Origin of the sequence: Serratia entomophila (assembly GCF_021462285.1) — a bacterium.
Lineage (GTDB): Bacteria > Pseudomonadota > Gammaproteobacteria > Enterobacterales > Enterobacteriaceae > Serratia > Serratia entomophila.
Genome location: NZ_CP082787.1, coordinates 109,973 through 135,722 on the forward strand (window position 1 = coordinate 109,973; position 25,750 = coordinate 135,722).

19 protein-coding genes are annotated in these 25,750 nt (G+C 59.8%); 16 read left to right on the forward strand and 3 right to left on the reverse strand.

What is annotated here, in order from left to right:
• Nucleotides 1-546 precede the first annotated feature (546 nt).
• The 4 genes from iolD to iolE are packed head-to-tail and all read left to right on the forward strand — an operon-like array spanning nucleotide 547 to nucleotide 5,380.
• Nucleotides 547-2,487 (forward strand): 3D-(3,5/4)-trihydroxycyclohexane-1,2-dione acylhydrolase (decyclizing), encoded by a 1,941-nt coding sequence (iolD, locus tag KHA73_RS00455; protein WP_234587377.1) that lies wholly within the window; start codon nucleotides 547-549, stop codon nucleotides 2,485-2,487.
• 34 nt (nucleotides 2,488-2,521) lie between these two features.
• Nucleotides 2,522-3,535: a Gfo/Idh/MocA family protein gene (locus tag KHA73_RS00460; protein ID WP_234587379.1), complete on the forward strand. Its 1,014-nt coding sequence runs from the start codon at nucleotides 2,522-2,524 to the stop codon at nucleotides 3,533-3,535.
• A gap of 19 nt (nucleotides 3,536-3,554) precedes the next feature.
• Nucleotides 3,555-4,439 (forward strand): sugar phosphate isomerase/epimerase family protein, encoded by an 885-nt coding sequence (locus KHA73_RS00465; RefSeq protein WP_234587381.1) that lies wholly within the window; start codon nucleotides 3,555-3,557, stop codon nucleotides 4,437-4,439.
• Nucleotides 4,440-4,483: 44 nt separating this feature from the next.
• Nucleotides 4,484-5,380, forward strand: coding sequence for a myo-inosose-2 dehydratase (gene iolE / locus KHA73_RS00470; protein ID WP_234587383.1), 897 nt, complete (start codon nucleotides 4,484-4,486; stop codon nucleotides 5,378-5,380).
• 54 nt (nucleotides 5,381-5,434) lie between these two features.
• Here the strand turns inward: iolE and KHA73_RS00475 are convergent, their stop codons facing one another.
• Together KHA73_RS00475 and KHA73_RS00480 are read right to left on the reverse strand one after the other, a co-directional pair.
• The gene (locus tag KHA73_RS00475) at nucleotides 5,435-7,399 is read right to left on the reverse strand and encodes an acyltransferase family protein (protein ID WP_234587385.1); all 1,965 of its coding nucleotides are present in this window, start codon (nucleotides 7,397-7,399) and stop codon (nucleotides 5,435-5,437) included.
• A gap of 110 nt (nucleotides 7,400-7,509) precedes the next feature.
• Nucleotides 7,510-8,010, reverse strand: coding sequence for a GNAT family N-acetyltransferase (locus tag KHA73_RS00480; protein ID WP_234587387.1), 501 nt, complete (start codon nucleotides 8,008-8,010; stop codon nucleotides 7,510-7,512).
• Nucleotides 8,011-8,393: 383 nt separating this feature from the next.
• Here KHA73_RS00480 and KHA73_RS00485 point away from each other — a divergent pair, with 383 nt between their 5' ends.
• From KHA73_RS00485 to gntK, 4 genes are all read left to right on the forward strand, one after another.
• On the forward strand, nucleotides 8,394-9,089 hold the full coding sequence (locus tag KHA73_RS00485) for a pirin family protein (protein WP_234587388.1): 696 nt from the start codon (nucleotides 8,394-8,396) through the stop codon (nucleotides 9,087-9,089).
• A 130-nt stretch (nucleotides 9,090-9,219) separates the two neighbouring features.
• Nucleotides 9,220-10,215, forward strand: a complete 996-nt coding sequence (gntR, locus tag KHA73_RS00490; protein WP_234587390.1) for a gluconate operon transcriptional repressor GntR — start codon at nucleotides 9,220-9,222, stop codon at nucleotides 10,213-10,215.
• Between the two features lie 342 nt (nucleotides 10,216-10,557).
• Nucleotides 10,558-11,874 (forward strand): gluconate transporter, encoded by a 1,317-nt coding sequence (gene gntT / locus KHA73_RS00495; RefSeq protein ID WP_234587391.1) that lies wholly within the window; start codon nucleotides 10,558-10,560, stop codon nucleotides 11,872-11,874.
• A 144-nt stretch (nucleotides 11,875-12,018) separates the two neighbouring features.
• Nucleotides 12,019-12,546 carry a gluconokinase gene (gene gntK, locus KHA73_RS00500; RefSeq protein ID WP_234587393.1) on the forward strand — a complete coding sequence of 176 codons (528 nt, stop codon included), beginning with the start codon at nucleotides 12,019-12,021 and terminating at the stop codon, nucleotides 12,544-12,546.
• Nucleotides 12,547-12,578: 32 nt separating this feature from the next.
• Here the strand turns inward: gntK and KHA73_RS00505 are convergent, their stop codons facing one another.
• Nucleotides 12,579-13,172, reverse strand: a complete 594-nt coding sequence (locus KHA73_RS00505; RefSeq protein WP_234587395.1) for a YhgN family NAAT transporter — start codon at nucleotides 13,170-13,172, stop codon at nucleotides 12,579-12,581.
• Nucleotides 13,173-13,360: 188 nt separating this feature from the next.
• Here KHA73_RS00505 and asd point away from each other — a divergent pair, with 188 nt between their 5' ends.
• The 8 genes from asd to glgP all read left to right on the forward strand — a co-directional run bounded on the left by asd (nucleotide 13,361) and on the right by glgP (nucleotide 25,749).
• Complete coding sequence (gene asd, locus KHA73_RS00510) at nucleotides 13,361-14,464, forward strand: aspartate-semialdehyde dehydrogenase (RefSeq protein ID WP_234587396.1); 1,104 nt, start codon at nucleotides 13,361-13,363, stop codon at nucleotides 14,462-14,464.
• Between the two features lie 188 nt (nucleotides 14,465-14,652).
• Nucleotides 14,653-15,483: an RNase A-like domain-containing protein gene (locus KHA73_RS00515; protein ID WP_234587398.1), complete on the forward strand. Its 831-nt coding sequence runs from the start codon at nucleotides 14,653-14,655 to the stop codon at nucleotides 15,481-15,483.
• An 8-nt stretch (nucleotides 15,484-15,491) separates the two neighbouring features.
• Nucleotides 15,492-15,785 (forward strand): contact-dependent growth inhibition system immunity protein, encoded by a 294-nt coding sequence (locus KHA73_RS00520; protein ID WP_234587400.1) that lies wholly within the window; start codon nucleotides 15,492-15,494, stop codon nucleotides 15,783-15,785.
• 474 nt (nucleotides 15,786-16,259) lie between these two features.
• The gene (glgB, locus tag KHA73_RS00525; RefSeq protein WP_234587402.1) at nucleotides 16,260-18,446 is read left to right on the forward strand and encodes a 1,4-alpha-glucan branching enzyme; all 2,187 of its coding nucleotides are present in this window, start codon (nucleotides 16,260-16,262) and stop codon (nucleotides 18,444-18,446) included.
• Nucleotides 18,443-20,425, forward strand: a complete 1,983-nt coding sequence (glgX, locus tag KHA73_RS00530; RefSeq protein WP_234587404.1) for a glycogen debranching protein GlgX — start codon at nucleotides 18,443-18,445, stop codon at nucleotides 20,423-20,425. The genes glgB and glgX overlap by 4 nt, the downstream gene beginning before the upstream one ends.
• A 15-nt stretch (nucleotides 20,426-20,440) precedes the next feature.
• A complete protein-coding gene (glgC, locus tag KHA73_RS00535) occupies nucleotides 20,441-21,718 on the forward strand; it encodes a glucose-1-phosphate adenylyltransferase (RefSeq protein ID WP_234587406.1) in 1,278 nt (425 codons plus the stop codon).
• Nucleotides 21,719-21,843: 125 nt separating this feature from the next.
• A complete protein-coding gene (gene glgA / locus KHA73_RS00540) occupies nucleotides 21,844-23,277 on the forward strand; it encodes a glycogen synthase GlgA (protein WP_234587408.1) in 1,434 nt (477 codons plus the stop codon).
• A gap of 24 nt (nucleotides 23,278-23,301) precedes the next feature.
• A complete protein-coding gene (gene glgP / locus KHA73_RS00545) occupies nucleotides 23,302-25,749 on the forward strand; it encodes a glycogen phosphorylase (protein WP_234587410.1) in 2,448 nt (815 codons plus the stop codon).
• Nucleotide 25,750 lies beyond the last annotated feature (1 nt).

Below are 25,750 nucleotides of genomic sequence, written 5' to 3' on the forward strand. Positions count from 1 at the left end.
GTATTGAGCAAAACCCCGGCTTGCGGCCCGTTGACGGCGCCCGGCAGGAAGCATGTTTGGAATTATGAGGAATAAAAATTTCAATTTCAATATGGAATGAAATTTACACCCCAGAAATGTGATGCATTTAAAACATCGCTGCAAGCGGGCTAAAAGAGGTGGAAACCCCGGCAGGCCTGCCGGACGACCGGTTAGCGGCAAGCGCCGCCCCGGTGCCGATTCGGGGGGCGGCGAGCGGGGCTTTGACGGATGAAAGAACGGGGCGCGGCGGTGTCGCCCGCAGAGTGACCAGGCTAAGTCAGTGAATTTTAAGGGCAAGGATGAAACGGGCTTTTCATCAATATGCGATCTTTATCGCAAAATGAAATGTTTCTTCTGTAATGTGATTTTATGAAAAATATATTTGTTTATAATCGCTTCACGTTTCAGGTTGTCGACTCAGTGAGCGGCGCAACCGCCAGCTCAAGATAACAGCTGCCGTCGCGTAACAACAGACGGGGTTTCAGACCCTGCGCCGTGGCGGCCATCAATCGAAAAGGTGGGTAAATGGGCAAGATCAGGCTAACCATGGCGCAGGCGCTCGTCCGCTTCCTCGACAACCAGTATCTGCTGGCCGACGGGGTGGAAACCAAGTTCGTGAAGGGCATCTTTGCGATTTTTGGCCACGGCAACGTGCTGGGGCTGGGGCAGGCGCTGGAACAGGACAGCGGCGATCTGGTGGTGCACCAAGGGCGCAATGAGCAGGGGATGGCGCATGCGGCGACCGGCTTCGCCAAGCAGAAGCTGCGCCGGCAGATCTACGCCTGCACCTCGTCCGTCGGCCCGGGCGCCGCCAATATGATCACCGCCGCAGCCACCGCCACCGCCAACCGCATTCCTTTACTGCTGCTGCCGGGCGATGTGTACGCTTCACGCCAGCCGGACCCGGTGCTGCAGCAGATAGAACAGTCTTACGATCTCAGCATCAGCACCAACGACGCCTTTCGCGCGGTGAGTAAATACTGGGACCGCATCGTGCGCCCGGAACAGCTGATGAGCGCCTGCATCAACGCCATGCGCGTGCTGACCGACCCGGCGGAAACCGGCGCGGTCACGCTGTGCCTGCCGCAGGACGTGCAGGGTGAGGCCTACGACTACCCGGATTATTTCTTCCAGAAACGCGTCCACCGGCTCGATCGCCGCCCGGCGACCGAAGGCATGCTGGCCGAGGCGCTGGCGCTGGTGAGCGCCAAGCGCAGGCCGCTGCTGGTGTGCGGCGGCGGGGTGAAATACTCGCAGGCCGGCCAGGCGCTGCGCGAGTTCGCCGAACGCTTTCGCATTCCGTTCGTGGAAACCCAGGCCGGCAAAGGCACGCTGCCGAGCGGCCATGAGTTCAACCTCGGCGGCATCGGCGAGACCGGCTGCCTGGCGGCCAATACCCTGGCCAGGCAGGCCGATCTGGTGATCGGCGTCGGCACCCGCTACACCGACTTCACCACCTCTTCCAAATGGCTGTTCCAGAACCCGGACGTCGAGTTCCTCAACATCAACGTCAGCGCCTTTGACGCCGGCAAGCTCGACGGCGTGCAGGTGTTGGCGGACGCCCGCGCGGCGCTGGCCGCCCTGAACGCGCTGTTGGCGCAGTCCGACTACCGCGCCGGCTGGGGCGAAGCCATCGCCGCGGCGCGCAGCGAGCAGCAACAGGAGACCGCCCGGGTGTATGCGGTGGAATACAGCGGCGAAGGCTTTGTACCGGAGATTGACGATCACCTCGATCGCCAGCGGGTATTCGCCGAATTTATTGAGCAGACCGACTCCTTCCTGACCCAAAGCCGGGTGCTGGGGGTGTTGAACCAGCAGTTGCCGCAGGACAGCGTGATCGTCGCCGCCGCCGGCAGCCTGCCGGGGGATCTGCAGCGCGTGTGGCACAACCACGGCGAGCACGGCTATCACGTGGAGTACGGCTACTCCTGCATGGGCTATGAGGTCAACGCCGCGCTGGGGGTCAAACTGGCCGAGCCGCAGCGCGAGGTGTACGCCATGGTCGGCGACGGCGCCTTTATGATGCTGCACTCCGAACTGGTCACCTCGGTTCAGGAAGGCTGCAAGATCAACGTGGTGTTGTTCGACAACATGACCAACGGCTGCATCAACAACCTGCAGATGGAACACGGCATGGACAGCTACACCACCGAGTTCCGCTTCCGCAACCCGCAGGGCGGCAAGCTCGACGGCAAACTGGTGCCGGTTAACTTCGCCATGCTGGCGGCGGCCTATGGCTGCAAAACCTACAGCATCACCACCGAACAGCAGCTGATCGAGGCGCTGGCCGATGCCCGCAAACAAAGCGTTTCCACCCTGCTGGATATCAAGGTGCTGCCAAAAACCATGGTGCACAAATATCTCAGCTGGTGGCGCGTGGGCGGCGCCCAGGTAGCCGACAGCGAGAAAATCGTCGCGGTGGCCCGCAGGCTGCAGGAAAACATCGATAAGGCACGCGAATACTGATTCGTTCTCATACATCAATCTCGAGGGTAGCGAAATGACATTGAACATTGGGGTTATCGGCACCGGCGCCATCGGCCGCGATCACATTCGCCGCTGCAGCAAGGTGTTGCAGGGCGCCCGCATCGTGGCGGTGAACGACATCAATCGCGACAACGCCGCCAAGGTGGTGAGCGATCTGCAGCTGGACGCCCGGGTTTATGACAATGGCCACGACCTGATTAACGCCGCCGACGTGCAGGCGGTGCTGGTCACTTCCTGGGGGCCGAGCCATGAAGAGTTCGTGCTGGCAGCCATCGCCGCCGGCAAACCGGTATTCTGCGAGAAGCCGCTGGCGGTGACCGCCCAGGGCTGCAAAAACATCGTCGACGCCGAAGCGAAACACGGCAAGCGCCTGGTGCAGGTCGGCTTTATGCGCCCTTACGATCGGGGGTACCGCGCGTTGAAACAGGTGCTGACCAGCGGCCAGATCGGCGAACCCTTGATGCTGCACTGCGCGCACCGCAACCCGACCGTCGGCGAGGCTTACACCACCGATATGGCGATCACCGACACGCTGATCCATGAGATCGACGTACTGCGTTGGCTGCTGGATGACGACTACGTTTCGGTACAGGTGGTGTTCCCGCGTAAAAGCCCGAAAGCGTTCCCGCACCTGAAAGACCCGCAGATAGTGCTGTTCGAGACCGCCAAGGGCACGCGTATCGACGTCGAAATCTTCGTGAACTGCCAGTACGGCTATGACATCCAATGCGAAGTGGTGGGGGAAACCGGCATCGCCAGGCTGCCGGAGCCGTCTTCGGTGCAGATGCGCAGCGGCGCCCGGCTGTCGACCGAGATCCTGACCGACTGGAAAGACCGCTTCATCGACGCCTATGACGTCGAGCTGCAGGGGTTCATTAGCGACGTGTTGGCCGGCAAGTTGACCGGGCCTTCCGCCTGGGACGGTTATGCCGCTTCCGTTACCGCCGACGCCTGCGTGGCCGCTCAGCTCAGCGGCGAGATAGTGCCGGTGACCCTGCCGCCGCGCCCGGCGTTCTACAACAAGTAATGCCCGCGGAGGAGTGAGCATGAAGATCGCTTTTGATGTGGATGTTATCCGGGATTTGGGCGTTACCGGGATGGTTCAGCAGGTGGCCGACTGGGGCTATAAATACATCGAACAGTCGCCGCACCCGCAGATCAACCCGTTCTATAAGCACCCGAAAGCCAGCCGCGAAATTATGGCGGAATACAAAAACGCCCTGAAGGCTACCGGCGTGGAGATCTCCTCATTTATCGTGGTGTATCGCTGGTCTGGCCCCGGGGAGGATCGCCGCCAGGCGGCGGTTAAAAACTGGCGCCGGATGATCGAGATCGCGGTGGAGATGGGCGTTCAGGTGATCAATACCGAGCTGGCGGGCAACCCCAACGAGCCGGAGATCTGTGAGGAACTGTGGTACCGCTCGATGGAGGAGCTGCTGCCGATCGTCGAGCGCGAGGGCATTCGCATGGAGATCCAATCCCACCCGTGGGACTTCTGCGAGCTGAGCAACGAAACCGCCGACATGGTGAAGTCGCTGCGCAGTGACCACGTCAAATATCTTTACAGCGTGCCGCACAGCTTCTACTACGACAAGGGGCAAGGCGACGTGGCGAGCATGCTGAAGTACGCCGGCGACGATCTTTCGCACGTGCTGATCGCCGACACCATGAATCACACCAAGCATTGCCGCTATATCGTCAACCCGCCGGGCGTGGACGCTGCGGTGCACCAGCACGTGGGCATCGGCGAAGGCGAAGTGGACTTCGACGCGCTGTTCCAGACCCTGCGCGACATGGAGTTCGCCAACCGCAGCTTTAAGGTTGGCGGAGAGTCGATCATCTGCACCTCGCTGTTCGGCTACCCGGAAAAAATGAAGAGCCAGGCGGTGGCGACCCGCGAGCGCATCGAAAGAGAGCTGCTGGGCAAATAACCTTTTTGGCGCGCCGGCGCGCCATCCGATGACTGAGGCTGAAAATGAACAAAGACAACGTGAAGCTGGCCATTGCGCCGATCGGCTGGACCAATGACGACATGCCCGATTTGGGCAAAGAAAACACCTTCCAGCAGTGCGTCAGCGAAATGGCATTGGCCGGTTTTACCGGCAGCGAAGTCGGCAGCAAATACCCGCGCGATCCGGCGGTGCTGAAGCCGATGCTGGACATCCGCGGCATTCAGATCTGCAACGCCTGGTTCAGCACCTTTTTCGCCGACGGCCAGAAAGAAAAGACCATTGACGAATTTATCAACCATATGAACTTCCTGCATGCGATGGGCGCCCGGGTGATCGGCTGCTCCGAGCAGAGCAAGAGCATTCAGGGCACCACCAAAGGGGTGTTCGAAGAGAAGCCGTATTTCAGCGACGAAGAGTGGCAACGGGTGGCCGACGGCTATAACGAGCTGGCGAAAATCGCCGCCGCCAAGGGCATGCAGGTGTGTCTGCACCACCATATGGGCACCGGCATCCAGACCACCGCTGAAATCGATCGCTACATGAGCATGGTGAACGACGACGTTTATCTGCTGTTCGATACCGGCCACGCCTATTACTCCGAGGGCAGCCAGCAGGCGATGATGGCGATCCTCGAGAAATACCTGCCGCGCATCAACCACGTACATCTGAAAGACGTGCGCGATGAGGTGGTGGCGGAGGTGAAGGCCAACAAGCTGAGTTTTCTCGACGGCGTGAAGAAGGGCACCTTTACCGTGCCGGGTGACGGCGCGATCGATTTCCGGCCGGTGTTTAAGCTGCTGGACGAGCGCGGTTACAAAGGCTGGATGGTGGTGGAGGCCGAACAGGATCCGGCGTTGGCCAATCCGTTCGAATATGCGGTCAAGGCGCGCCGCTACATTCGGGAAACCGCCGGTATTTGATCCCGCTGAGGGAGGCGCCACCAGAACTGCGGTGGCGCATTTCTTGGATAATTCCTAATTGCTCCCCTCGCGAAAGAGCAGGCGCGGCGGCGATGAGTGCGCGGGCTCCAGCAGGCCAAGCCTGGCCACGATTGCATTCGAGAACAGCCTGGCGCCGTTTCTGGTGAAGTGGGCCTCATCGCTATAGGTGATGTTGTTTTGATTATCCAGGAGCGCGCAGTATTTGCCCTCCGGGCAGACCACGTCCAACGGTTGGAAAAACGCGATGCCGCCGGGCAGCACCGACGAGATGGCATTATTGATCCTTGCCGTGTCCTGGCTGATATATTGAGCTGCGAAGGCATTGGCGTTGGTTAGCGAACGGTTTTTATTGAGAATAAACATACCGTTTGCTTTCAGGCTTTTCTTGCCCACCACGATAATTTTCGCCGTGGTTTCATTTGATTCGATCTCGTTTATTGTTTGAACGATATATTTGGCGCTGTAAGGCTTCCAGTTCATGGCGAGCAGGATAAAGTCGGCGCTCTGCATTTCCCGCCGGTTTACCTCGTTAAATAGGTTGGCGAATTTCCGTTCGCAGAACTGCCTTAATCCACTGGAGGATGCCGAATTCAGGTTGGTCGATTCAAGGTAGCTTTTTCTCTCTTGCCGGCGAACGTAAGGCGCTCCGCACCTGACGTCGGTTTGGATCGACAAGATGTCGAACCTGTCCCGGTCTTGCGATTCCATGATGGCGTTGATTAAGTCTGCCGCCTGCGAATCGCCTATAACCACCAGCCTGATCTTCCCGGATTGGGTTATATCGTGTTTCTTGAAGGCATTGCTGTTAACCCAAACATAGCTGTCTTCGGCCTGCTTGTTAAAGGCGTAATTCGTTTTTTGCAACTCCGCCGGCAGCCGCCAGATCCAGCCGTTAGCGGCGGCGGTGACGGATAACGCGGCGGTTATTGCCAGGGCGGAACAGTATCCGGCGATAAGCCTGTTTTTATTTTCGTTTTTCCAGGCGCCGCGATATTTCTGCTCGACATAGCGGTACATCAGCAAGGCGAGGAAGTAACTGATGGGCAGAGATAGCAAACCGCCGGTGAGGGTTTTATCCCCCAGCAGATAGGTCACCATAACGATGGTCGGCCAATGGACGAGATACAGCGAGTAGCTTATTTCACCGATATGGATGAGCGGCCTGAGCTGGAGCCGGCGCGCAACGGCGGCCTCTTTGCCAAAAACCAGCATCAGCCCGGCGCACAGGGTGGGGATCAGCGCATAATATCCCGGAAAGGGGATCCTATCATCCAGAGTGGCGGTAAATGCGACGATGCCGGCCAGGCTGAGGCTGTAAATCGCGTTGCTTGCCGCCCGGTTATTTGCAATGCGCGAAAAGTTAATCACATAAAACATACCGCCGATGGCCAGTTCCCACAGGCGGAACGGCGTCAGCAAATAAGCGGCGGCGCCGTTCCTGTTCAAGGCGTAAATGGAAGAAAAAAACAGCGTGAGGGTAAATAGGGCAATCGTCAGCCTGGCGGGGATGTTTTTCCGCATGGTGACCAACAGAATAATTGGCCAAAGCAGGTAAAACTGGCTTTCTATCGATAACGACCAGGTATGCAGCAGCGGCTTGGTAATTGGCGCCGCGTCGAAATAGCCGCCAATCGCGTAAAAATAAAGGTTGGAGATAAACAACAGGGACGAGATAGACGCTTTGGCGTTATTTGCGAACTCCAGCGGCTGGAAAATAAAACAGGCGGCGATAAAGGTGAGAATTACCGTCGCGATCAGCGCAGGGAGCAGTCGAAACGCTCTTTTCAGCAGAAAATTGGCGAAGTTCGCCCGCCCTTGCTCAATATCCCGAATCAATATCCCGCTGATGAGATAGCCGCTGATAACGAAGAAGACATCAACACCGATAAATCCGGCGTTGAATCCGGGGATGCCAAAATGAAAGCCTAAAACCGAGATGACAGCCACGGCCCTGAGCACCGTTATGTCATCTCTCATTTTAGCGAGCGGTAATGTCATCGTGGCTCCAGAGTTCCCTGCGTGGTGTGAAGCGAGCGGCCTGAAAAGATAGCATTATCGCCGCATGGCTCACTATAAGCACACTCTCAAAACTCGCTCGCTGTCGCCGGTTAAAGCGCGCCGCGAAAGCGCGCCATGTGGTAGGCGTCGACCAGCACCCCATCGCGCATGGCGTAGCGGCGGCTGGTGCCTTCTATCTCGAAGCCGAACTTGCGGTAAAGCGCAATCGCCGGCTGGTTATCGGTAAATACCGTCAGCTCGATGCGTTCTATCGCCGCCCAGTTGTCGCAGATGTCGATCATCGCCTTCATCAGGCTGCTGCCGACCCCTTTGCCCTGGCTGCGCGAGTCGACGCCGATGCCGAAGGTGGCGACGTGGCGGCGGCGCACGCGCTGGTTCAGTTCTACGGTCAACTGACCGACCAGTTGCCCATCCAGGCAGGCCACCAGGTTGTGCATGCCGGGTTTGAGATCGGCGATGCGCTGCTGCCACAATTCTTTTGACGGTAGCGGGAGCTGCAGCGTGTCACGATAAACTGCCGGCTGAGAGTAGAGCTGGTGCAAAGCCTGCGCATCGGTTGTTTCCACGTGACGAACCACTATTTCGCTCATGTCGCTGCTCCTGTCGCTTACCGGTTGAATAACCACTGAATTTATCCGTTTACCGCATCGAGTCAATATTATTCCGCGTTGGTCAAAAAAACGCTTTACAGACGCGAATGATAATGATTATTATTGCGATCCGTTCCGGAGAGAGCATCATCTTGATACCCTCACTGCGAAGGCACGACATTGCTCACATTGCTTCCAGTATTACTTAGCCAGCTCGGGTGCTGGCTTTTTTTTGCCTGTTTTCCGCCGCTTCCACGCTCACCAAATCCGCTGCCGATGCTGCCTTCAGTTCATCTAATTTTTTGAACAGAGGCATGAGTTTTTTACGCTTTCTTATTCTGCTGCCAGGACTAGACTGTAGAAAACATTGAGGAGAGTTGAATATGATTTACGTACGCAAAGCAGAAGATCGCGGTCATGCCAATCATGGTTGGCTGGACAGCTGGCACACCTTCTCATTCGCCAACTACTATGATCCGAACTTTATGGGGTTCTCGGCGCTGCGGGTGATTAACGAAGACGTGATCGACGCAGGGCAGGGGTTTGGCACCCACCCGCATAAAGACATGGAAATCCTGACCTATGTGCTGAGCGGCACGGTGGAGCATCAGGACAGCATGGGCAACAAAGAGCAGATCCACGCCGGTGAGTTCCAGATCATGAGCGCCGGTACCGGGGTACGCCACTCCGAGTACAACGGCAACCAGGATCGTCCGCTGCACCTGTATCAAATCTGGATCATCCCGGATCAGACCGATCTGGAGCCACGTTACGAACAGCGCATGTTCGACGCGCCGCAGGGCCGCCAGCTGGTGCTGTCGCCGGATGCGCGCGACGGTTCGTTGAAGGTGTTCCAGGATATGACGCTGTCGCGCTGGGCGCTGAACCAGGGTGAGCAGGCGGAATGTCCGGTTGAGGCCGGCCGTCGCATCTGGATCCAGGTGGTGCGCGGCAAGGTGACCGTCAACGGCCAGAGCGCCGGCACCAGCGACGCCTTCGCCGTATGGGATGAAGCAGCGCTGTCGATTCAGGCCGAAGAAGAGAGCGAAATCTTGCTGTTCGATCTGCCGCCGGTGTAATTAAGCGGTAAATATCAAGGGCTCACGTCGTGAGCCCTGTTTGCGTTTTTTCCGCTGCAAGCAGCAATATCGGCCCGCCGTTTTTTTTGCTAAAATGACCGCCCATTTACGGTTAGCCAGTTCATTGATAATGAAGAAAAAACGGCCGGTACTCCAGGATGTTGCAGACAAGGTAGGCGTTACCAAGATGACGGTGAGCCGTTATTTGCGTAATCCCGATCAGGTTTCTGCCGCCTTGCAGCAAAAAATTGCCGTCGCGCTGGATGAGCTGGGCTACATCCCCAACCGTGCGCCGGACATTCTTTCCAACGCCACCAGCCGGGCGATTGGCGTGCTGCTGCCGTCGCTGACCAACCAGGTGTTCGCCGAGGTGCTGCGCGGCATTGAAAGCGTCACCGATGCGCACAATTACCAGACCATGCTGGCGCACTACGGCTATTTGCCGGAGCGCGAAGAAGAGCGCCTGACCTCGCTGCTGTCTTACAATATCGACGGCCTGATCCTGTCCGAACGCCACCATACGCCGCGCACCCTGAAGATGATCGAAGTGGCGGGCATCCCGGTGGTGGAGCTGATGGACTGCGTATCGCCATGCATCGATCTGGCGGTGGGTTTCAACAACTTCGAGGCGGCGCGCCAGATGACTCAGCAGATCATCGCGCACGGCCACCGCCACGTGGTGTATTTCGGCGCCCGCCAGGATGAGCGTACCCTCATCAAGCAGCAGGGCTATGAACAGGCGATGCGCGAATCCGGCCTGGAGCCGCACAGCATCATGACCGCGCGCTCCTCATCCTACTCTGCCGGCGGCGAGCTCCTGCGCCTGGCGCAGCGCGATTATCCGCAGATCGACAGTATCTTCTGCACTAACGATGACCTGGCGATCGGCGCGGCCTTCGAGTGCCAACGGCAGGGGCTGTCGATCCCGCACGATATGGCGATTGCCGGCTTCCACGGCCACGACATCGGCCAGGTGATGGTGCCCAAGCTGGCCAGCGTGCTGACGCCGCGTGAGCGCATGGGCCAGATCGGCGCCGAACGTTTGCTGGCCCGGCTGCGCGGCGAAACCCCGGGCCCGCGCATGGTGGACGTCGGCTTCACCGTGATCCCCGGCGGCAGCATCTGACCGTTTTTAACCGGTTGTTTTTGCAATTTTTATTTTGAATTCGCGCCTTTCGGCGCGTTTCGCATTCCACCTGCGCGCTTGCCGCTCGTTGCCCACATAAGTTTGATCTCTATCCCAGAACGCGAATTTTAACCCTTTACCCGGTTCCGGTGGTCATTCTGTTACCGGTATCATGATACCGGTAACAACGAGCATGCGGATATCTTGCTGCAAGATAGAACCTTTGGCTCAACACACCTACAGCTCGCCTTATCACACCGGGGAAGAGCCTAAAAATACAACAACCGCACGCTTTACGGCCTATTGTAAAGAGAGTCTGCGATAAAAGGTTGGAGAAAAATTATGCCATTAGTGATTGTTGCAGGCGGCGTAGCGCTGCTGTTGCTGCTGATGATCCGCTTCAAGCTGAACGGCTTTATCTCGCTGGTGCTGGTCGCGTTGGCGGTCGGCATCGCGCAGGGGATGCCGGTCGATAAAGTGATCGGCTCCATCAAGGCCGGCGTCGGCGGCACGCTGGGCAGCCTGGCGCTGATCATGGGCTTTGGCGCCATGCTCGGCAAGCTGCTGGCGGACTGTGGCGGCGCCCAGCGCATCGCCACGACGCTCATCGACAAGTTCGGCCAAAAATACATTCAATGGGCGGTGGTGCTGACCGGTTTCACCGTCGGCTTCGCGCTGTTCTACGAGGTCGGGTTCGTGTTGCTGCTGCCGCTGGTGTTCAGCATTGCCGCTTCTGCACGCGTGCCGCTGCTGTATGTCGGCGTGCCGATGGCGGCTGCGCTGTCGGTCACCCACGGTTTCCTGCCGCCGCACCCGGGCCCAACGGCGATCGCCACCATCTTCCATGCCGATATGGGGAAAACCCTGCTGTACGGCACCCTGTTGGCTATCCCTACGGTGATCCTGGCCGGCCCGGTCTATGCCCGCTTCCTGAAAGGCATCGACAAGCCGGTGCCGGAAGGCCTGTATAACCCAAAAATCTTCACCGAAGCGGAAATGCCAAGCTTTGGCATCAGCGTCGCGACCTCTCTGGTGCCGGTGATCCTGATGGCGCTGCGCGCGGTAGCCGAAATGGTGCTGCCGAAGGGCCACAGCCTGCTGCGCTTCGCCGAGTTCTTCGGCGATCCGGTGATGGCGACGCTGATTGCGGTACTGATCGCTATCTTCACCTTCGGTCTGAACCGCGGGCGCAGCATGGATGAAGTGATGGGCACCATCACCGACTCGATTAAAATCATCGCCATGATGCTGTTGATCATCGGCGGCGGCGGCGCGTTCAAACAGGTGCTGGTCGACAGCGGCGTAGAAAAATACATCGCCGGCCTGATGGAAGGCAGCAACGTTTCGCCGATCCTGATGGCCTGGTCAATCGCCGCCGCGCTGCGTCTGGCGCTGGGTTCCGCCACCGTGGCGGCAATCACCGCCGGCGGCATCGTGGCCCCCCTGATCGCCACCACCGGCGTCAGCCCCGAGCTGATGGTGATTGCGGTCGGTTCCGGCAGCGTGATTTTCTCGCACGTTAACGATCCGGGCTTCTGGCTGTTCAAGGAGTACTTCAACCTGAGCATCATGGAAACCATCAAATCCTGGTCGGTGCTGGAAACCATCATCTCGGTGTGCGGCCTGGTGGGCTGCCTGCTGTTGGCGACGGTCGTATAATCGTTATTCTGTCCGGCGCCCGCGAGGCGCCGGCGTTCGTTACGGCAATTTTTGAGTATTTCCATCAGTTGGGGCGCATTTGATGACGCCGGCCGGGCAATTCGCCGCCAGAGCGCGCATTAGACTCCATAAGGGCATGACATTATGAGTAATCCGCAGAATCACGTATTTATTTTGATGGGGGTTTCAGGCAGCGGCAAATCCGCCGTGGCCAGCGCCGTCGCCCATGAGCTCAATGCCGCCATGCTGGACGGTGACTACCTGCACCCGCGGGCCAACATCAACAAAATGGCCGCCGGACATGCGCTGGACGACAACGACCGCGCACCCTGGCTGGCGGCGCTGAACGACGCCATCTTCGCCATGCAGCGCACCAACGGGGTTTCGCTGCTGGTGTGTTCTGCGCTGAAAAAGAGCTACCGCGATCGCCTGCGCGAGGGCAACAGCAACCTGCATTTCATCTACCTGAAAGGGGATAAGGCGGTGATTGAAGATCGCCTGAAGCAGCGCAAGGGCCACTTCTTCAAGCCGCAGATGCTGGTTTCCCAATTCGCCACCCTGGAAGAGCCGGGCGAGCAGGAGGCGGATGTGCAGGCTATCGACATCAATCAGCCGCTGGACGGCGTGGTTGCCGACACCGTCGCCTATATTCAGCGCGTTGCGGCCCGTTAATCACGGGCCATCTGCCGGCGCCGTTCAGGCGCCTACAGCTTCATGTAAGCCCGCACGCCGTCCAGGAACATCTGGGTCGACAGCATCACCAGAATCAACCCCATCAACCTTTCCAGCGCGCTGACGCCCTTGCTGCCCAGCAGGCGCAGGAACAGGTTCGACATCAGCAGGATAGCCGCGGAAATTCCCCAGGCAATCAGCAGCGCCACCACCAGATGAGACAGCTGGTTCGGGTACTGGTGCGACAGCAGCATCAACGCCGCCAAAATCGAAGGCCCGGCCACCAGCGGGATCGCCAGCGGCACCAGGAACGGCTCTTCGCCGGCGGAAAGGCCCGAGCTGTTGCCCTCCTGCGAAGGGAAAATCATCTTGATGGCGATCAGGAACAGGATGATGCCGCCGGAGATGGAGACGGTCTCGGTGCGCAGGTTGAGGAACGCCAGGATTTTCTCGCCGGCAAACAGGAAGATCAGCATCAGCAGCAGGGCGATCAGCAGCTCGCGGATCAGCACCACCCGGCGGCGGCGCGGCTCCAGATGTTTGAGCACCGACATGAAAATCGGCAAATTGCCCAGCGGATCCATGATTAAAAACAGCAACACCGTGGCTGAAATCATCTCTGTCATTGTGACCTCGGAATGTGGAAAACGCGCCGGCCTCTCCGGCCGCGTCCTTGCCTATAAGAAGGATTGCTGAGAAATGCCCAGCCATCGAATAAATTCACTTTGCGCCCGCGCCGACATTTTGTAAGGTGAAGACATATTGCACACAACTTACCCCCTAATAGCCCTTTCCAAGGCAGGACACAGTAAATATGAAAAACGTTGGTTTCATCGGTTGGCGCGGAATGGTCGGCTCGGTTCTCATGCAACGCATGACGGAAGAGCGCGATTTTGATGCCATTCGCCCGGTCTTTTTCTCCACTTCGCAGCACGGTTCCGCCGCGCCGGCCTTCGGCGGCCAGCAGGGCCTGCTGCAGGATGCCTATGACGTTGACGCGCTGAGCGCGCTCGACATCATTATTACCTGCCAGGGTGGGGATTATACCAACGAAGTCTATCCTAAGCTGCGCGAAAGCGGCTGGCAGGGCTACTGGATCGACGCCGCGTCTTCGCTGCGCATGCAGGATGACGCGATCATTATTCTGGATCCGGTCAACCGCGCGGTGATTCAGCAAGGGCTGGATAACGGCATCAAGACCTTCGTCGGCGGCAACTGCACCGTCAGCCTGATGCTGATGTCGCTCGGCGGCCTGTTCGCCAACGATCTGGTGGAGTGGGCGTCGGTCGCCACTTACCAGGCGGCTTCCGGCGGCGGCGCGCGCCACATGCGCGAACTGCTGACCCAAATGGGCATGCTGCACGCCGACGTGGCGAAAGAGCTGCAGGACCCGGCTTCGGCCATCCTGGAGATCGAACGCAAGGTGACCGCAGCCACCCGCAGCGGCAAATTGCCGACCGATAACTTCGGCGTGCCGCTGGCCGGCAGCCTGATCCCCTGGATCGACAAACAGCTCGACAACGGCCAGAGCCGCGAAGAGTGGAAAGGCCAGGCGGAAACCAACAAAATCCTCAACACCTCCGGCGTGATCCCTGTCGACGGCCTGTGCGTGCGCGTCGGCGCGCTGCGCTGCCACAGCCAGGCGTTCACCCTGAAGCTGAAAAAAGACGTTCCATTGCCGGAAATCGAGCAGATGCTGGCGACGCATAACGACTGGGTGCGGGTGATCCCGAACGACCGCGAGCTGACCATGCGCGAGCTGACGCCGGCGGCGGTGACAGGTACGCTGAACACCCCGGTCGGGCGTCTGCGCAAGCTGAATATGGGGCCGGAATACCTGTCCGCGTTTACCGTCGGCGACCAGCTGCTGTGGGGCGCGGCCGAGCCGCTGCGTCGCATGCTGCGCATCCTGCTGTAGAAGATCAAACGCCGCTTTATGGCGTCGTATTCTGAAGCCCGCTTTATTGCGGGCTTTTCTGTATGTACTGGGCATGCTCGACAATTGGATATCCTGATGATTCCGGATTCGGTGCCGACGGTGCTTACGATTTAACCGATGCCATGGTATTAATGAATTTCATTGCAACATAGTGCGGGTACAGGGATATGGCCTCAAGCGAAGGATTGCGGATAGCGCTTTCACCAGTGCAGTTGGCTGCCGTAATGTCGGACAGCACAGTGACAGAAGGCGAAACGTGGAGTAACCGGCTTATGGGCGGTCTTGGCGTGGCGGGAGGGGTTGTCGAGCTCATTGGCGCCGGTGTCATGTGTTATGCCCCTGACCCAACACTTTTAACCAAGGTTGGATGCGTGGTTGTCGGCACCCACAGCATGGACAGTATCAAAGCCGCATCAAACCAGATCGTCACAGGGCAACCGACAACGACTGATACATACAAGTCGGCGGTTTCGCTAGCGCAGACGTTAGGGGCCGATGAAAATACCGCTTACAACGTGGGCCTGGCCGTGGATATTGCGGTTCCTTTGGTTTTTGCGACCGCGTTAGGGGCCGTGCGCGCTGCTTCTGTTCGCGTTGGGCAGATAAGATTACTCGAGCACGAGTCTATTGCCGGCGTGAAAGGCGGCGGGCATACCATAGCTAAGCATGTTGCTAAAAGCCCGGAGGAGTTATTGGGGCGTCTGGCAAAAAGCCCAGGCTTGCAAACAGCATCGACGTTTACCGATTTACGCACTGCCGAACAGGTAATCAGTCGAGTTTTGAAATTCAATAATGCGCTGATAAAGCGATGGGCGCAGCAGTCGGCATCGGCCAACGTGCTTGAACTCACATATCAGGCGGGTAAAGCGATCGGCTTTGGCTACAGGCAAGGAAGTGCCATTAAGTTAACTTCCAACAGCGTGCGCGTCGTCTTACTCAAAAAGGTGTACAACGGTAAGCCATATTACATTTTGACTGCTTACCCCATTATCAGATAAGGGATTGTATGGTGGCTCCAGTACCTAACCTCGGCACTCTTGTTCGCGTTTTTTTTGGGCAGGATTACGATTTATTTGGCGAGTCCGTAGAGGAAATTCTTGAATCCTACCGGGATACAGAAAACGCTGAGACAGTGCAAAAAACAGTAGATGAAGCCACAATGTTGCTAACGCTATACCCGGAGCAGCAGCGACTTGAAGCTGTCTTTGCCGAACTGGTTGAAGGGGAGTTTGCTCCTGCGCCATGGGGACACACAGTGCAATCCTTTCTTGAAAAAGTGATTTCGACTTTGAGAGCTTGAGTTTTTACTGATTTTTATCCTGCTGTAAACCTGAACTTCCCGGGGGCTGGCGTCTTTCAGCCCTCTAAAGCCCTATTTTTCGCTCTTTTACCCGCCCCGCCGGGAGATGGACAGTGCCGCTGCATGCAGGGCTTGGCCTACCGGTAACCCGCACTTCCCCACGTTGGCAGCAGCGCACAGGCGCTGTCAGGCTGGCAGTTTTCTTAATGAACAATTTTCCTTGGCAATGTAGCGCTGCTTTTAACAGACATTGGCTATGCTTAAAACATCGGCGGGTAAATTTTCGCCAGCGCTGAGAGACCCCTAAAAATAAGCATAAAGAGCGAAATTCAGGTCGTGACGCCAGAGATTGGTCAATAACCGACCGCTATCACGCTTTAGACACCGAATGAATTGCATGATAACCAAAACGGCCACGGATCAATCAAACGGCCGATTCTTATAGATCATGCTGTTAATCTAAGGAAGAAGACTATGCCTGTACTTCCCGATCGTGACGTGATTGATCAGCTTATCTCCGGCCATTACGCCGACCCCTTCGCGCTGCTGGGCATGCACGCGGCCGACAACGGCCTGCAGGTGCGCGCGCTGCTGCCGGACGCCACCGAGGTGTGGCTGGTGGAACAGCAGACCGGCCGCCGGCTGGTGCAGCTGAACTGCGATGACCCGCGGGGCTTCTTCAGCGCCACCGTGCCGCGCCGTAAAACCCCTTTCCGTTACCAGCTGCAGGTCAGCTGGCGCGATCACCAGCAAATCGTCGACGATCCCTACCGGTTTGGCCCCTTATTGCAGGATATCGACAGCTGGCTGCTGGCGGAGGGCACCCATTTGCGCCCTTACGAGCGGCTGGGCGCCCATCTGGCGACGCTGGACGGCGTCGACGGCGTCAGCTTTGCGGTCTGGGCGCCCAACGCCCAGCGCGTGTCGGTGGTGGGGGAGTTCAACTTTTGGGACGGCCGCCGCCATCCGATGCGTCGCCGCCGCGAAAACGGCATCTGGGAGCTGTTTCTGCCCGGCGTGCAGGCGGGCCAGCTGTATAAATATGAAATCATCGACTGCTACGGCAACACCCAGCTGAAGGCCGATCCTTACGCCTTTGAGGCGCAGATGCGCCCGGATACCGCCTCGCTGGTGGCGCCGTTGCCGGAGGTGGTCGCGCAGACGGATGCACGCCGCCGCGCCAACGATTTTGATCGGCCAATCTCCATCTACGAGGTGCATCTGGGCTCGTGGCGCCGCCATACCGACGACAACTTCTGGCTCAGCTACGGCGAGCTGGCGGCGCAGCTGATAGGCTACGTCAAGGACATGGGCTTTACCCATATCGAGCTGCTGCCGATCAACGAACATCCGTTCGACGGCAGCTGGGGCTATCAGCCGTTGGGGCTGTATGCGCCGACCCGGCGTTTCGGCACCCCGGCCGACTTCAAAGCTTTCGTGGCGGCGGCGCACCAGGCGGGCATCAACGTGATCCTCGACTGGGTGCCGGGGCACTTCCCCAGCGACGCCTACGGGCTGGCGAATTTCGACGGCACCGCGCTGTACGAATACGCCGATCCGCGCGAAGGTTTCCATCAGGACTGGAACACCCTGATCTACAACTATGGCCGCCATGAGGTGCGCAACTACCTGGCGGGCAACGCGCTGTATTGGCTGGAGCGCTTTGGCATCGATGCGCTGCGCGTCGATGCGGTGGCCTCGATGATCTACCGCGACTACAGCCGCGCCGACGGCGAATGGGTGCCGAATTACTACGGCGGCAACGAAAATCTGGAGGCCATCGCCTTCCTGCGCTACACCAATCAGACCCTCGGCAAAGAGCGGCCCGGCGCGGTGACGCTGGCGGAAGAGTCCACCGATTATCCCGGCGTCACCTTGCCGCCGGAGGCCAACGGCCTGGGGTTCCACTACAAATGGAATCTGGGTTGGATGCACGACACGCTCAACTACATGAAGTGCGATCCGGTGCACCGCAAGTATCACCATAACCAGATGACCTTCGGCATGCTGTACGCCTACACCGAGAACTTTGTGCTGCCGATCTCGCATGACGAAGTGGTGCACGGCAAGAAGTCGATTCTCGACCGCATGCCCGGCGACGCCTGGCAGAAATTCGCCAACCTGCGCGCCTACTACGGCTTTATGTGGGCGCATCCCGGCAAGAAGCTGCTGTTTATGGGCTGCGAGTTCGCCCAGGGGCGCGAGTGGAACTTCGATACCAGCCTCGACTGGCACCTGCTGGAAGGGCTGGACAACTGGCATAACGGCGTGCAAAGGCTGGTGCGCGATCTGAACCGCTGCTACCAGCAGCAGGCGCCGCTGTATGAGCGGGATTACCGCCCCGACGGCTTCGAATGGCTGGTGGTCGACGATCACGACAACTCGGTGTTCGCCTTCGCCCGCTACGACTCGCAGGGCAATGAGCTGATCGCCGTCAGCAACTTTACGCCGGTGCCGCGCCATCATTATCGCATCGGCATCTCCCGTTCCGGCGCCTATCGGGAGATCCTCAACACCGATTCGCACCACTACCACGGCAGCAACGCCGGCAACCAGGGGAGGGTCGAGGCCGAGCACGTCGGCAGCCACGGCCGCGAATACTCCATCAGCGTGACGGTGCCGCCGCTGGCGACTGTCTATCTGCTGCGGGAGGCGCCATGACGGAGCTGACGCCCGGCCTCGCCGCGCCGCTTGGGGCGCATTACGACGGTAACGGCATCAACTTTACCCTGTACTCCGCGCGCGCCGAGCGGGTGGAGCTGTGCCTGTTCGACGAGCAACAGCGCGAGCGGCGCCTGCCGCTGCCGGCGCGCAGCGGCGATATCTGGCACGGCTATCTGCCGGGCGGCAAGCCGGAGCAGCGTTACGGCTACCGGGTATACGGCCCGTTCGATCCGGCGCAGGGGCTGTACTTCAATCCCAACAAGCTGCTGTTGGATCCCGCCGCGCGCGCGGTCGAAGGGCCGGTAGCCGATCACCTGCATCTGCACGGCGGTTACGACTGGCAGGAAGCGCAGGACAGCGCGGAGCTGATGCCGAAGTGCGTGGTCGTCGACGAGCGCTATGACTGGCAGGATGATCGCCCGCCGGCTATTCCCTGGGGCAACACGGTGATTTATGAGGCGCACGTGCGCGGCCTGACGCTGTTGCATCCGGAGATCCCGCAGGCGCTGCGCGGCAGCTTCGCCGCCCTCGGCCACCCGGTGATGATCGCCTATTTCCAACGGCTCGGCATTACCGCGCTGGAGCTGCTGCCGGTGCAGCAACACACCTCCGAACCGCGCCTGCAGCGCCTGGGGCTGATCAACTACTGGGGCTATAACGTGCTGGCGCCCTATGCGCCGGATAACCGCTACGCCAGCCTGCGCACCGACAGCACGCCGCTGCGCGAATTCCGCGACGCGGTCAAGGCGCTGCATCGGGCCGGGATTGAGGTGATCCTCGACGTGGTGTTCAACCACAGCGCCGAGCTGGACCGGGACGGGCCGACGTTGTCTTTGCGCGGCATCGACAACCCGGGCTATTACTGGCTGACGCCCGACGGAGACTACGTCAACGACACCGGCTGCGGCAACACGCTGCGGCTGGATACGCCGCAGGGCGTGGCCTGGGTGATGGATTGCCTGCGCTTTTGGGTGGGCGAGTGCCACGTCGACGGCTTCCGCTTCGATTTGGGCAGCGTGCTCGGCCGCACGCCGGCGTTCGATCGCGATGCGCCGCTGTTCCAGGCGCTGCTGGCGGACGACCTGCTGTCGCGCTGCAAGCTGATCGCCGAGCCCTGGGACATCGGCCCCGGCGGCTATCAGGTGGGGGCGTTTCCCGGGCGCTTTGCCGAATGGAATGACCACTATCGGGACGATATGCGGCGCTTCTGGCTGCTGGGTGAGGCCTCGCTCGGCCAGTTCGCCCAGCGCTTCGCCGCCTCCAGCGACCTGTTCAAGGCGCGCGGGCGCGCGCCTTACGCCACCATCAACATGCTGACCGCGCATGACGGTTTTACCCTGCAGGATCTGGTCAGCTTCAGCCAAAAGCACAATCAGCCGAACGGCGAAGGCAACCGCGACGGCAGCGATCGCAACTTTAGCAACAACCACGGCGTTGAAGGCCCGACGGCCGACGACGCCATTTTGCAACGCCGTAGGGCCAGCCAGCGGGCGCTGCTCGCCACGCTGTTGCTGTCCCAGGGCACGCCGATGTTGCTGGCCGGCGACGAACATGGACATAGCCAGCAGGGGAACAACAACGCCTATTGTCAGGACAACGCCACCACCTGGCTCGACTGGGCCACGGCGGATGACGCCCTCACCGTTTACACCGCCGCGCTGATCCGGCTGCGCCGGCAGATCCCCGCTCTGCAGCGGGACCGCTGGTGGCAGGAAGGCGACGGCAGCGTGCAGTGGCTTAATGCGCAGGGGCAACCGCCCGATGCGCAGACGTGGGAGCAGGGCGAGCTGCAGCTGCAGATCCTGCTTTCGCAACGCTGGCTGCTGGTGATTAACGCCACGCCGCAGGCGGTGGAGATGAGGTTGCCCGACGGCGATTGGCAGGTTGTCGCCCCTTTTACTCAGGAAGACTCGCAGGCGGCTCTACCCGCCTGGCACCAGGCCGCGCACTCGCTTTGCGTGCTGGTACAGAAATAATAAAAGGAGTCCGCTATGGTTAGGTTTGAAAATAACGACCCCCTGATGTTGGCGCGCCAGCTGCCGATCAAATCCGTGGCCCTGATCCTGGCCGGCGGCCGCGGTTCGCGACTGAAAGATTTGACCTCAACCCGCGCCAAGCCTGCCGTACATTTTGGCGGCAAGTTCCGCATTATCGATTTCGCCCTGTCGAACTGCCTCAACTCGGGCATTCGCCGCATCGGCGTAATTACCCAGTATCATTCGCACACCCTGGTGCAGCACATTCAGCGCGGCTGGTCGTTCCTCAATGAGGAAATGAACGAGTTCGTCGACCTGCTGCCGGCCCAGCAGCGTCTCAGCACCGAGCACTGGTACAAGGGCACGGCGGACGCGGTGTATCAGAACCTGGATATTATCCGCCGCTACGAGGCAGAGTACGTGGTGATCCTGGCGGGCGATCATATCTACAAGATGGACTACTCGCGCATGCTGATCGACCACGTCGAGAAGGGCGCGCAGTGCACCGTCGCCTGCCTGCCGGTGCCGCGCAGCGAGGCCAGCGAGTTCGGCGTGATGGAGGTGGACGAGAACGATCTGATCCTCGAATTCCTGGAAAAACCCGCCAACCCGCCGGCGATGCCGGGCAACCCGGACATGTCGCTGGCCAGCATGGGCATCTATATCTTCAACGCCGCTTATCTGTTCCAACTGCTGGAAGAAGATATGTCGACGCCCGGCTCCACCCACGACTTCGGCAAAGATCTGATCCCGAAAATCACCGCGCAGAAGGCGGCCTGGGCACACCCCTTCACGCTGTCCTGCGTCACTTCCAACCCCGATCTGCCGCCGTACTGGCGCGACGTGGGCACGCTGGAAGCCTACTGGCGCGCCAACCTCGATCTGGCCTCGGTGACGCCGGAGCTGGACATGTATGACCGCGCCTGGCCGATCCGCACCCATATGGAACCGCTGCCGCCGGCCAAGTTCGTGCAGGATCGCTCCGGCAGCCACGGCATGACCATGAACTCGCTGGTCTCCGGCGGCTGCATCGTGTCGGGATCGGTGGTGGTGCATTCGGTGCTGTTCCCGCGGGTGCGGGTGAACTCGTTCTGCACCATCGACTCTACCGTATTGTTGCCGGACGTAAACGTCGGCCGCTCTTGCCGCCTGCGGCGCTGCATCATCGACCGCGCCTGCCATATTCCCGAGGGCATGGTGATTGGTGAAAACGCCGACGAAGACAGCAAGCGTTTTTATCGTTCGGAAGGCGGCATTGTGCTGGTGACGCGCGAAATGCTGTCAAAGTTGTGAGTTAAGGTATCCGGCAGAACGATAGCCTGCCGCCATTGATGGCTTGCAAAACGCGGGATTAACAACAGCGGCAAGCCTGCTTTATTTCTTATCCAGAGGCCTTTGGCCGACTTTCAGGAGTGATAATGCAGGTTTTACACGTGTGTTCTGAAATGTTCCCCCTGTTGAAAACGGGTGGGCTCGCAGACGTGGTGGGTGCCTTGCCGGCGGCGCAAATTGCCGAAGGCGCCGACGTTCGGGTGTTATTGCCCGCTTTTCCTGACGTGCGCAACGGCATACCGGACACCGTGCTGGTGGCGGAAATCGATTCGTTCGCCGGCCGGGTCGGCCTGCGCTACGGCAGCTATCACGGCGTGGGGGTGTATCTGATCGACGCCCCCTGGCTGTATGACCGGCCGGGCAGCCCGTATCACGATCAATCGATGTACGCCTACGCCGACAACCACCGCCGCTTTGCGCTGCTGGGCTGGATGGCCTGCGAGCTGGCCAAGGGGTTGGATCGCTACTGGCGGCCGCAGGTGGTGCATGCGCACGACTGGCACGCCGGGCTGGCCTGCGCCTACCTGGCGGCCAACGGCCATCCGGCGCGTTCGGTGTTTACCGTGCACAATCTGGCCTATCAGGGGCTGTTCTCGGCCCACCACGTCGCCGAACTGTGGCTGCCGCCGTCGTTCTACAACATCTACGGGCTGGAGTTCTATGGCCAGATGTCGTTCCTCAAGGCGGGTCTGTTTTATGCCGATCACGTCACCGCCGTCAGCCCGACCTACGCCCGCGAGATCACCCGGCCGGAGTTCGGCTACGGCATGGAGGGGCTGTTGCAGGAGCGCCAGCGCCAGGGGCGGCTGAGCGGCATTCTCAACGGTGTGGACGACAAGATTTGGGATCCGTCCCACGATCCGCGGTTGACCGCGCGCTACGACGCCGACGATTTGAAAAACAAGGTGAAAAACAAGTTGCACCTGCAGAAAGCGATGGGGCTGAAGGTGGACGAATCGCTGCCGGTGTTTGCCGTGGTGAGCCGCCTGACCAGCCAGAAAGGGCTGGATCTGGTGCTGGAAGCGCTGCCGGCGCTGCTGGAACAGGGCGGGCAACTGGCGCTGCTGGGGGCCGGCGACGCGGTGTTGCAGCAGGCGTTTCTGGCTGCCGCCGCCGATTATCCGGAACAGGTGGGGGTGCAAATTGGCTACCACGAGGCGTTCTCGCACCGCATCATCGGCGGCGCCGACGTGATCCTGGTGCCGAGCCGCTTTGAGCCCTGCGGCCTGACGCAGCTTTATGGCCTGAAATACGGCACGCTGCCGCTGGTGCGGCGCACCGGCGGGCTGGCCGATACGGTGGTGGACTGCGCGCTGGAAAATCTGGCCGACGGCACCGCCAGCGGATTTGTGTTTGACGATTGTGACGCCACCGCCCTGGGCAACGCTATCCGGCGCGCGATGGTGCTGTGGAGCAGGCCTAAACATTGGCGTCACGTCCAGCGCCACGCCATGGGCGTGGATTTTGGCTGGCAGGTGGCGGCAAAGGAATACCTGTCGCTCTATCAACGCTTGTTGTAATCACGCACTTGGGATCGAAATACTATGACTTCACCGATTAGTTACACCTCACCCACGGTCAGTGTTGAAGCGCTGAAACACTCCATCGCCTATAAGCTGATGTTTATCGTCGGCAAAGATCCGGCCATCGCCAACCAGCATGACTGGCTGAACGCCGTGCTGTTCGCGGTGCGCGATCGCATGGTGGAGCGCTGGCTGCGTTCCAATCGCGCCCAGCTGTCGCAGGATGTGCGGCAGGTGTATTACCTGTCGATGGAATTCCTGATTGGCCGCACGCTGTCGAACGCGCTGCTGTCGATGGGGATTTATCAGGATATCGACGAGGCGCTGAACGAAATGGGGCTAAGCCTGGCCGAACTGCTGGAGGAAGAGAACGATCCCGGCCTCGGCAACGGCGGCCTGGGGCGGCTGGCGGCCTGCTTCCTGGATTCGCTGGCCACGCTGGCGCTGCCGGGGCGCGGCTACGGCATTCGCTATGAGTACGGCATGTTCAAACAGAACATCGTCAACGGCCAACAGATGGAGTCGCCGGACTATTGGCTGGAATACGGCAACCCCTGGGAGTTCCCGCGCCACAATACCCGCTACAAGGTGCGCTTCGGCGGCCGCGTGCAGCAAGAGGGCGCCAAGGCGCGCTGGCTGGAAACCGAAGAGATCGTGGCCACCGCCTACGATCAGGTCATTCCCGGCTTCGACACCGACGCGACCAATACCCTGCGGCTGTGGAGCGCGCAGGCCAGTAACGAGATCAACCTGGGTAAATTCAACCAGGGCGATTACTTTGCGGCGGTTGAGGATAAAAACCACTCGGAAAACGTATCCCGCGTGCTGTACCCGGACGACTCGACCTATTCCGGGCGCGAGCTGCGGCTGCGGCAGGAGTATTTCCTGGTGTCGGCCACGGTGCAGGATATCCTCAACCGCCACTGGACGATGCACAAGAGCTTCGACAATCTGGCGGACAAAATCGCCATCCACCTCAACGATACCCACCCGGTGCTGTCGATTCCGGAGCTGATGCACCGGCTGATCGACGAACACAAGTTCAGCTGGCTCGACGCCTGGGCGGTGGTGGAGCAGGTGTTCTCCTACACCAACCATACGCTGATGAGCGAGGCGCTGGAAACCTGGCCGCTGGACATGATCGGCCGCATTCTGCCGCGCCACCTGCAGCTGATTTTCGAGATCAACGACCACTTCCTCAAGCAGGTGCAGGAGGTGGCGCCGGGCGACAACGAGCTGTTGGCGCGGGTGTCGATCATCGACGAAACCAACGGCCGCCGGGTGCGCATGGCGTGGCTGGCGGTGGTGGCCAGCCACAAGGTCAACGGCGTTTCTGCCCTGCATTCCGAACTGATGGTGCAGTCGCTGTTCGCCGACTTCGCCCGGCTGTTCCCCAACCGTTTCTGCAATAAAACCAATGGCGTAACGCCGCGCCGCTGGCTGGGGCTGGCCAACCCGCCGCTGGCGGCGGTGCTGGACGACAGCATCGGCCAGACCTGGCGCACCGATCTCAGCCAGCTGAGCGAGATCAAGGCCAACGTTGACTACCCGAGCTTCCTGCAGGCGGTGCAGGCGGCCAAGCGGCAGAACAAGGAGCGGCTGGCGGCCTATATCGGCAAGACGCTCAACGTGGTGGTCAACCCGGACGCGCTGTTCGACGTGCAGATCAAACGCATTCACGAATACAAACGGCAGTTGCTCAACGTGCTGCATGTGATCACGCTGTATAACCGCCTGCTGCAGGATCCGGATATCGAACGGGTGCCGCGGGTGGTGATCTTCGCCGGCAAGGCGGCTTCGGCCTACTACGCCGCCAAGCAGATCATCCGGTTGATCAACGACGTGGCCAAGGTGATCAATAACGATCCGCGCGTGCACACCCAGCTGAAGGTGGTATTTATCCCCAACTACGGCGTCAGCCTGGCGCAGATCATCATCCCGGCGGCGGATCTTTCGGAGCAGATCTCGCTGGCGGGCACCGAGGCGTCGGGCACCAGCAACATGAAGTTCGCTCTGAACGGCGCGCTGACCATCGGCACGCTGGACGGCGCCAACGTCGAAATGCGCGAGCACGTGGGGGAGGAGAACATCTTTATCTTCGGCAATACCGCCGAGCAGGTGGAGGCGCTGCGCCGCAACGGCTACAACCCGCATCTTTACTACGAGCAGGACCCCGAGCTGCATCTGGCGCTGACCCAGATAGCCACCGGGGCGTTCAGCCCGGAAGAACCGAAGCGCTACAGCAACCTGTTCGATTCGCTGGTGAACCTGGGCGATCACTATCAGCTGCTGGCCGACTACCGCAGCTACGTGGATACCCAGGACAAGGTGGACGAGGTCTATCTCAATCAGGATGACTGGACGCGGCGGGCGGTGCTGAATATCGCCAATATGGGCTACTTCTCTTCCGACCGCACCATTCAGGAATACGCGGACGAAATCTGGCATATCAAGCCGATCAAACTGTAAT

Coding starts and splice junctions, on each gene's coding strand:
- KHA73_RS00465 (WP_234587381.1), top strand. CDS start 3,555: ATGAAGATCGCTTTTGATGTGGATGTTATCCGGGATTTGGGCGTTACC.
- glgC (WP_234587406.1), top strand. CDS start 20,441: ATGGTTAGGTTTGAAAATAACGACCCCCTGATGTTGGCGCGCCAGCTG.
- KHA73_RS00520 (WP_234587400.1), top strand. CDS start 15,492: ATGGTGGCTCCAGTACCTAACCTCGGCACTCTTGTTCGCGTTTTTTTT.
- glgX (WP_234587404.1), top strand. CDS start 18,443: ATGACGGAGCTGACGCCCGGCCTCGCCGCGCCGCTTGGGGCGCATTAC.
- iolD (WP_234587377.1), top strand. CDS start 547: ATGGGCAAGATCAGGCTAACCATGGCGCAGGCGCTCGTCCGCTTCCTC.
- KHA73_RS00485 (WP_234587388.1), top strand. CDS start 8,394: ATGATTTACGTACGCAAAGCAGAAGATCGCGGTCATGCCAATCATGGT.
- glgB (WP_234587402.1), top strand. CDS start 16,260: ATGCCTGTACTTCCCGATCGTGACGTGATTGATCAGCTTATCTCCGGC.
- KHA73_RS00460 (WP_234587379.1), top strand. CDS start 2,522: ATGACATTGAACATTGGGGTTATCGGCACCGGCGCCATCGGCCGCGAT.
- gntR (WP_234587390.1), top strand. CDS start 9,220: ATGAAGAAAAAACGGCCGGTACTCCAGGATGTTGCAGACAAGGTAGGC.
- glgP (WP_234587410.1), top strand. CDS start 23,302: ATGACTTCACCGATTAGTTACACCTCACCCACGGTCAGTGTTGAAGCG.
- KHA73_RS00480 (WP_234587387.1), bottom strand. CDS start 8,010: ATGAGCGAAATAGTGGTTCGTCACGTGGAAACAACCGATGCGCAGGCT.
- KHA73_RS00515 (WP_234587398.1), top strand. CDS start 14,653: ATGGCCTCAAGCGAAGGATTGCGGATAGCGCTTTCACCAGTGCAGTTG.
- gntK (WP_234587393.1), top strand. CDS start 12,019: ATGAGTAATCCGCAGAATCACGTATTTATTTTGATGGGGGTTTCAGGC.
- KHA73_RS00505 (WP_234587395.1), bottom strand. CDS start 13,172: ATGACAGAGATGATTTCAGCCACGGTGTTGCTGTTTTTAATCATGGAT.
- gntT (WP_234587391.1), top strand. CDS start 10,558: ATGCCATTAGTGATTGTTGCAGGCGGCGTAGCGCTGCTGTTGCTGCTG.
- iolE (WP_234587383.1), top strand. CDS start 4,484: ATGAACAAAGACAACGTGAAGCTGGCCATTGCGCCGATCGGCTGGACC.
- asd (WP_234587396.1), top strand. CDS start 13,361: ATGAAAAACGTTGGTTTCATCGGTTGGCGCGGAATGGTCGGCTCGGTT.
- KHA73_RS00475 (WP_234587385.1), bottom strand. CDS start 7,399: ATGACATTACCGCTCGCTAAAATGAGAGATGACATAACGGTGCTCAGG.
- glgA (WP_234587408.1), top strand. CDS start 21,844: ATGCAGGTTTTACACGTGTGTTCTGAAATGTTCCCCCTGTTGAAAACG.